Here is a 5,601-nt window from a genome sequence, read left to right on the forward strand (position 1 = left end):
GTGGGGCCGATCCCCTGTAGCTCAATTGGCAGAGCAGCCGACTGTTAATCGGCAGGTTATTGGTTCGAGTCCAATCGGGGGAGCAAGACAGCAACGGCGCCGAAGATTCGGCGCCGTTTCGTCATTTCCGGACGGCGCGCCCCTCGGCTCGTAACGTTGTCGTATGACCGAAGAAGTCGAGGTCCAGGAAGACGACCTCTCGCCCACATGGGTGGCCGAGACGGTCGTCGCCGCGTACCAATGGGACGCGTGGCACGCCGCGGTCACCAATGCATCGCGCAAGAGCCAACGGGTAGCGATATTCACTGCGGTCATCGCCACCGCTGGTGCCGCTGCGCTCGGCTACGACTACCTCGACGCGGCGGGACGGCTGTCGGCGTTCGTCTACGCCCCCGTGGTGGGTGGCGGCGTCTGGTACTTGGTGCGCACGGCGCTGATCAGGCGACTGGTGAATCGAGTGATCGACGAGTTGCGCCCCATCGTTGTCCCGGTGCTGGCTGGCCGAGTCGACGATCAGCAGCTTGTGCATTTAGTCGAACACGGCACGTCACTGATTGTGAACGAGTCGAGAATGATCGTCGCCGATCGCCGTGATGGGGCTGTCGCCCTGGTGGCATCGGAATACGACTTGAGCAGGTTCCCGGGCGACTTTTCTAGCGGTGGCGGCGCCGATGGCGGTGGAGGTGGAGGCGACGGCGGAGGTTGCTAGTCGCCCCACGACATCGAGAAGACCTCGAAAGGTGCGGCGTGGGTGACGCCGAGGCGTGATCCGGTCGGCCGCGACATGCCTTCCAGGAACTCAGCCGGGTCGAAGTGCTCCCAGCCCAGCCCGTCGATGTACGCCTTGTGGGCCATCAGGGATGCGACACCGCGATCGAACGTCTCGGTGGTGTCGACTCCGTGCTTGCTGTCGGGAGAGCCGGCCGCCCAGACCTGCTTCACGCCGCCCCACGGCTCGATTCCGTCGACCAACTGCTCAGAAAAGATCCACCGGTTGCCGGCGTCGCTGACGGCGTTGAGCGAGGCTCTGCCGACGGCTATGTGATCGGCCTGGTTGGGCATGGACCCGCCCCAGGTCTCGCGGAAGTTGTTGGTGATCACGATCTCCGGCTTGTGCTTGCGGATGACCTCGGCAATCGACCGTCGCAGCGGTACGCCGTACTCGATGATTCCGTCGGGCAGGCCGAGGAACTCGACGACATCGACACCAACGATCTTGGCTGACTCGATCTGCTCGCCGATGCGCACCTCGCGTGCCTGATCGGGTGTCATGCCGTCAATCCCGGCCTCGCCGCTGGTGACCATGCAGTAGACGACGGCCTTGCCCTGGTCGGTCCAGCGGGCGACGGCAGCGGCCGCTCCGAACTCGACGTCATCGGGGTGGGCGACGACAACGAGAGCGGACTCCCAGCTCTCATCGACTGGTTCGAGGGGTGTGGGTTCCATGCGGTTAGGCTAAGCCCGCATCCCTAGGGGAGGTAGCTCAGCTGGTTAGAGCAGGGGACTCATAATCCCTGGGTCGCGGGTTCGAGCCCCGCCCTCCCTACTACGGCGGCGTCACATGCCTTCGGACAGCGCGAGGATGTTTCCCTCGGAGTCCTTGAACCAGGCAGCGCGGCCGCCGTTCTCATCTGTCATGACGCCGTTCTCGGTCTTGAGGCCCGGGAAGTCGTACTCCTCGAACTCGACACCCCTGCTTCGCAGATCGGCCATCTCGCTGTCGAGATCGTCCGTGACCCACGTGGCCGCAGTATTTTGCGCGGTGCCGGCGAAGCTCGTCTCGTACAGCAGGAACTTCGAGTCCTTGACCTGGTAGATCAGGCCTTCGCCGCGCTCATCGTCAGGCTTGAGTCCCAGCTTGTCCTCGTAGAACTCCCGTGCCCGTCCGAGGTCGGAGGCAGGTATGACAGCGTAGATTTCAAGATTGCTCAACATGGCTTCTCCTCGCGTGAAACCCCGTCTTGACGGTACGCCGCAAGGTCATTGAAGGAAATACTTGAGGCATAGGCGGTTGAGCGGACATGCGAACGCGGCGCACCCGGGAGGGATGCGCCGCGTTCGATCAGTCACTCAGGACGGGGGATGTCTCCACGCCATGCGCCGGTCTCCTGACCGCCGCGGGCTTCGATGAACTTCTTGAAGTTGGCTACGTCTCCCTTGACCCGACGGTCGATGATGCCGGTCTTGTCGCCGACCTCTTCGACAAATCCTTCAGGGTCGATGGTCATCTGGACGGTGACCTTGGTCTTGTTGTCGTCCAGGCGGTGGAACGTGACGACGCCAGCGTGCTCTGGCCCGTCATCGGACTTCCACGCGATGCGCTCGTCCGGGTGCTGCTCGGTGATCGTTGCGTCGAACTCGCGCGTCACGGGGCCAACCTTGGTGACCCAGTGCAGGCGCTTGTCGTCTGACTGCCGCACCTCTTCGACGCCTTCCATGAACTCCGGGAACGACTCGAACTGCGTCCACTGGTTGTAGGCGGTCCGCACGTCGACATCGACGTCCACTGCTTCGGTGATGGTGCTCATACGATCTCCTTCACTTTTCGGGGGTATGCACAAGGAGTTACCCGAACGGCTGTGTCTTACACGTCGGGCAGAATGAGCGGCATGCGTGATGCGGTGATCTTCGACATGGACGGCACGCTGTGCGACACCTCGAGCATCGAGCACTTCATCGAGGGTGACGAGAAGGACTTTTGGGCCTTCCACGCTGCATCTGCCGACTGCCCGCCTCGTACGGAAGTTGTCGACGCAGCTAAGGCCGAGCACAAGGCTGGCCGAGCGATCGTCGTGGTCACGTCACGTGAGTTCCAGTGGCGCGACACGACGTTGACCTGGCTGACCAAGCACGACGTACCTCACGAGGCGGTCTACATGCGGATCGTCGGCGACTACCGCAAGGATGTCCTGATCAAGACCGACATCCTCGAGCAGATCAAAGCCGACGGGTTCAACGTCGTAGCCGCGTGGGATGACAAGCCGGCTGTGCTGGACCTGTGGCGCGAGAACGGCATCGAAGTCAACGCCGTCGGATAGTACGGAACCCTCACTCGGGGCTTATCCATCCAGAGTTCACCTCACGTTGGCCTGCGCGGTGATCTGCCGTCCTAGCGTCGGGCGCAGACACGCCACACCCTTTCGGGAGGACCCCAGATGTTCACGATTGAAGACCGCTCCGCTCACAACCCCGGAAGGTCGTCCCTGACCTGCCTCTACCGCTGCGGCAATGCCTGCGCGAACGATGCGCCCAACTGCTCCGACAACGAATACTTCGGCGACATGATGCGAGCTGCGGTCTCACGCCGCTCGGTGCTGCGCGCGGGCGCGGTGGTCGGAGCCGTGGGGCTCGCCGCTCCGGTACTCGGAGGCGGCAGCGCTGCTGCGACGAGCGGCAGCGCCGCTGCCACGACGACGGTGAAGGCATCGCCGGCGTTCGCTCCCGGTCTCGACTTCGCCACCGTCGCCCCCAACGTCGTCGATGACGTCGTGATCCCCGATGGCTACCAACAGGCTGTCGTCATCGCATGGGGTGACCCGCTGTTCAAGGGTGTCCCCGCGTTCGATGTGCACGCGCAGACCGCCGCGGCGCAGCTCCGCCAGTTCGGCTTCAACAACGACTACCTGGCACTCCTGCCGTACGGCCGGGACACCAAGCTGATGGTGGTCAACCACGAGTACACCAGCGAGACGATGATGTTCCCCGGGTATGACTCAGCCAACCCCACACGCGAGCAGGTCGAGATCGCGTGGGCGGCGCACGGACTCGCCGTCGTCGCCGTCAAGCTGGCCGACCGCAACGGGTCGCTGCGACCGATCGTGGGTGATGGCAAGAACCGCCGCCTGCACACCGGCTCGGAGTTCGAACTGACCGGCCCGGCCGCCGGACACGAGCTCCTGCGTACGACGGCCGACCCCGATGGGCGCACGGTGCTCGGCACGCTCAACAACTGCGGCGGCGGCCTCACGCCATGGGGGACCTGGCTCAGCGGCGAGGAGAACTTCAACCAGTACTTCGCCAACGCGGCGACCGTGACCGACCCGGCCCAGGCGGCGCGGCTCAAGCGCTACGGTCTGGGCGGTACGGCGACCGAACGCAAGTGGGAGCGGTTCGACGACCGTTTCGACATTGCCAAAGAGCCCAACGAGCCCAACCGGTTCGGCTGGGTCGTCGAGGTTGACCCGTACGACCCACACTCGACGCCGAAGAAGCGAACGGCACTGGGGCGCTTCAAGCATGAGGCAGCCGAGCCACGGATCACGAGCGACGGCCGAGTCGCGGTCTACATGGGTGACGACGAGCGCTTCGACTACTTCTACAAGTTCGTCTCGGACAAGAAGGTGGCTCGCGGCCAGGGTGCAGCGGCCCGCCGGCGCAACGCATCGCTGCTCGACGAGGGCACGCTGTACGTCGCGAAGTTCACCGGCGACTCAGGCCCGGTCGACGGGTCTGGCCAGCTCCCCGAGGACGGACTGTTCGACGGCTCGGGGGAGTGGATCCCGCTGGTGCGCGGCACTCACTCGTACGTCGACGGCATGACCGCCGCGGAAGTGCTGATGTTCACCCGGCAGGCCGCCGACAAGGTTGGCGCCACCAAGATGGACCGCCCCGAAGACGTGGAGCCCAGCCCACGCAGCGGCAAGGTCTACATCGCCCTCACCAACAACAGCAACCGCGGCGCCACGGGCGCGGCCGGCGCAGATGAGGCCAACCCGCGCAACAGCAACAAGCACGGCCACGTCATCGAGCTCACCGAGTCAGGCAACGACTCGGGGGCGAACGCATTCCGCTGGAGCATCCTGCTGCTGTGCGGCGACCCGCAGGACCCGTCGACGTACTTCGGCGGCTTCGACAAGAGCCAGGTGTCACCGATCTCGTGTCCCGACAACCTGGCGTTCGACGGTTACGGCAACCTCTGGATCTCCACGGACGGCAACGCGCTTGGCTCGAACGACGGGCTATTTGGGCTGGCGCTCGAGGGCACGTACCGCGGACAGGTCAAGCAGTTCCTCACGGTGCCATTCGGAGCGGAGACGTGTGGGCCGCTCATCGACCGCGAGCGTGTGCTCGTGGCCGTCCAGCATCCCGGTGAGAAGAACGGGTCCACTGTGGAGACGCCGGCGTCTCGGTGGCCCGACGGTCCGGGCTCCGTGCCTCGGCCGGCAGTCGTCGCCGTATGGCCCAAGCGCCGGCGTCGCGGCGGGCGCTGACCCGCTGGGTGGGGCGCCTGGCTAGAGGCCGAAGGTTGGACGTTCTTCCTCGCGTACGAGGTCAGTGAGCTCGGGGCTCTCGCGGATGACGCGAGCCACGAATCGGCAGTAGGGGAGGACCGTACCGCCACGCTCGGCGATCTGTGCGAGAGCTCTGCGTACGAGCTCATGGCCCAGGCCATTTCCCTCGTAGTGCGAGTAGATGCGGGTGTGGGGAACTTCGTACTCGTCGCCGTGCGTGCTGTATTCGACGTATCCGGCGAGCTCGCCGTCGACCTCGATCTCGAAGCGGGACCGCTCGGGGGCGTCCTGCACAGTCGTCGTCATCCGACATTCCTCTCGGGATGAATGTTGTCCCTGGTCGCTGCAATGCGTCACAATGGTCGCAGGT

The 5,601-nt window shown here is 64.8% G+C and carries 7 protein-coding genes and 2 tRNA genes; 5 read left to right on the top strand and 4 right to left on the bottom strand.

Annotated elements, in window-relative coordinates; translation table 11 throughout:
• Window positions 1–10 precede the first annotated feature (10 nt).
• Window positions 11–83 (top strand) — tRNA-Asn (locus tag V6M39_RS14080).
• An 80-nt stretch (window positions 84–163) separates the two neighbouring features.
• Window positions 164–709: a hypothetical protein gene (locus V6M39_RS14085; RefSeq protein ID WP_332644446.1), complete on the top strand. Its 546-nt coding sequence runs from the start codon at window positions 164–166 to the stop codon at window positions 707–709.
• On the opposite strand, the gene V6M39_RS14090 is transcribed toward V6M39_RS14085, so the two are convergent.
• On the bottom strand, window positions 706–1,446 hold the full coding sequence (locus V6M39_RS14090) for a PIG-L deacetylase family protein (protein ID WP_332644447.1): 741 nt from the start codon (window positions 1,444–1,446) through the stop codon (window positions 706–708). The two genes, V6M39_RS14085 and V6M39_RS14090, sit on opposite strands and share 4 nt — an antisense overlap.
• 26 nt (window positions 1,447–1,472) lie before the next feature.
• Here V6M39_RS14090 and V6M39_RS14095 point away from each other — a divergent pair.
• Window positions 1,473–1,546, top strand: a tRNA-Met gene (locus tag V6M39_RS14095).
• 11 nt (window positions 1,547–1,557) lie between these two features.
• Here V6M39_RS14095 and V6M39_RS14100 read toward each other — a convergent pair.
• Entirely contained in the window at window positions 1,558–1,935 is a 378-nt protein-coding gene (locus V6M39_RS14100) for a VOC family protein (protein WP_332644448.1), read from the bottom strand.
• A gap of 131 nt (window positions 1,936–2,066) precedes the next feature.
• Window positions 2,067–2,528 carry an SRPBCC family protein gene (locus V6M39_RS14105; protein ID WP_332644449.1) on the bottom strand — a complete coding sequence of 154 codons (462 nt, stop codon included), beginning with the start codon at window positions 2,526–2,528 and terminating at the stop codon, window positions 2,067–2,069.
• Window positions 2,529–2,531: 3 nt separating this feature from the next.
• Here V6M39_RS14105 and V6M39_RS14110 point away from each other — a divergent pair, with 3 nt between their 5' ends.
• Together V6M39_RS14110 and V6M39_RS14115 are read left to right on the top strand one after the other, a co-directional pair.
• Window positions 2,532–3,038: a phosphatase domain-containing protein gene (locus V6M39_RS14110; RefSeq protein ID WP_332644452.1), complete on the top strand. Its 507-nt coding sequence runs from the start codon at window positions 2,532–2,534 to the stop codon at window positions 3,036–3,038.
• A gap of 117 nt (window positions 3,039–3,155) precedes the next feature.
• Entirely contained in the window at window positions 3,156–5,210 is a 2,055-nt protein-coding gene (locus tag V6M39_RS14115) for a PhoX family protein (RefSeq protein WP_332644450.1), read from the top strand.
• 21 nt (window positions 5,211–5,231) lie between these two features.
• On the opposite strand, the gene V6M39_RS14120 is transcribed toward V6M39_RS14115, so the two are convergent.
• Window positions 5,232–5,537 (bottom strand): GNAT family N-acetyltransferase, encoded by a 306-nt coding sequence (locus tag V6M39_RS14120; protein WP_332644451.1) that lies wholly within the window; start codon window positions 5,535–5,537, stop codon window positions 5,232–5,234.
• Between the last annotated feature and the right edge of the window lie 64 nt (window positions 5,538–5,601).

This window comes from Aeromicrobium sp. (genome assembly GCF_036675695.1).
Taxonomy (GTDB): Bacteria; Actinomycetota; Actinomycetes; order Propionibacteriales; family Nocardioidaceae; genus Aeromicrobium.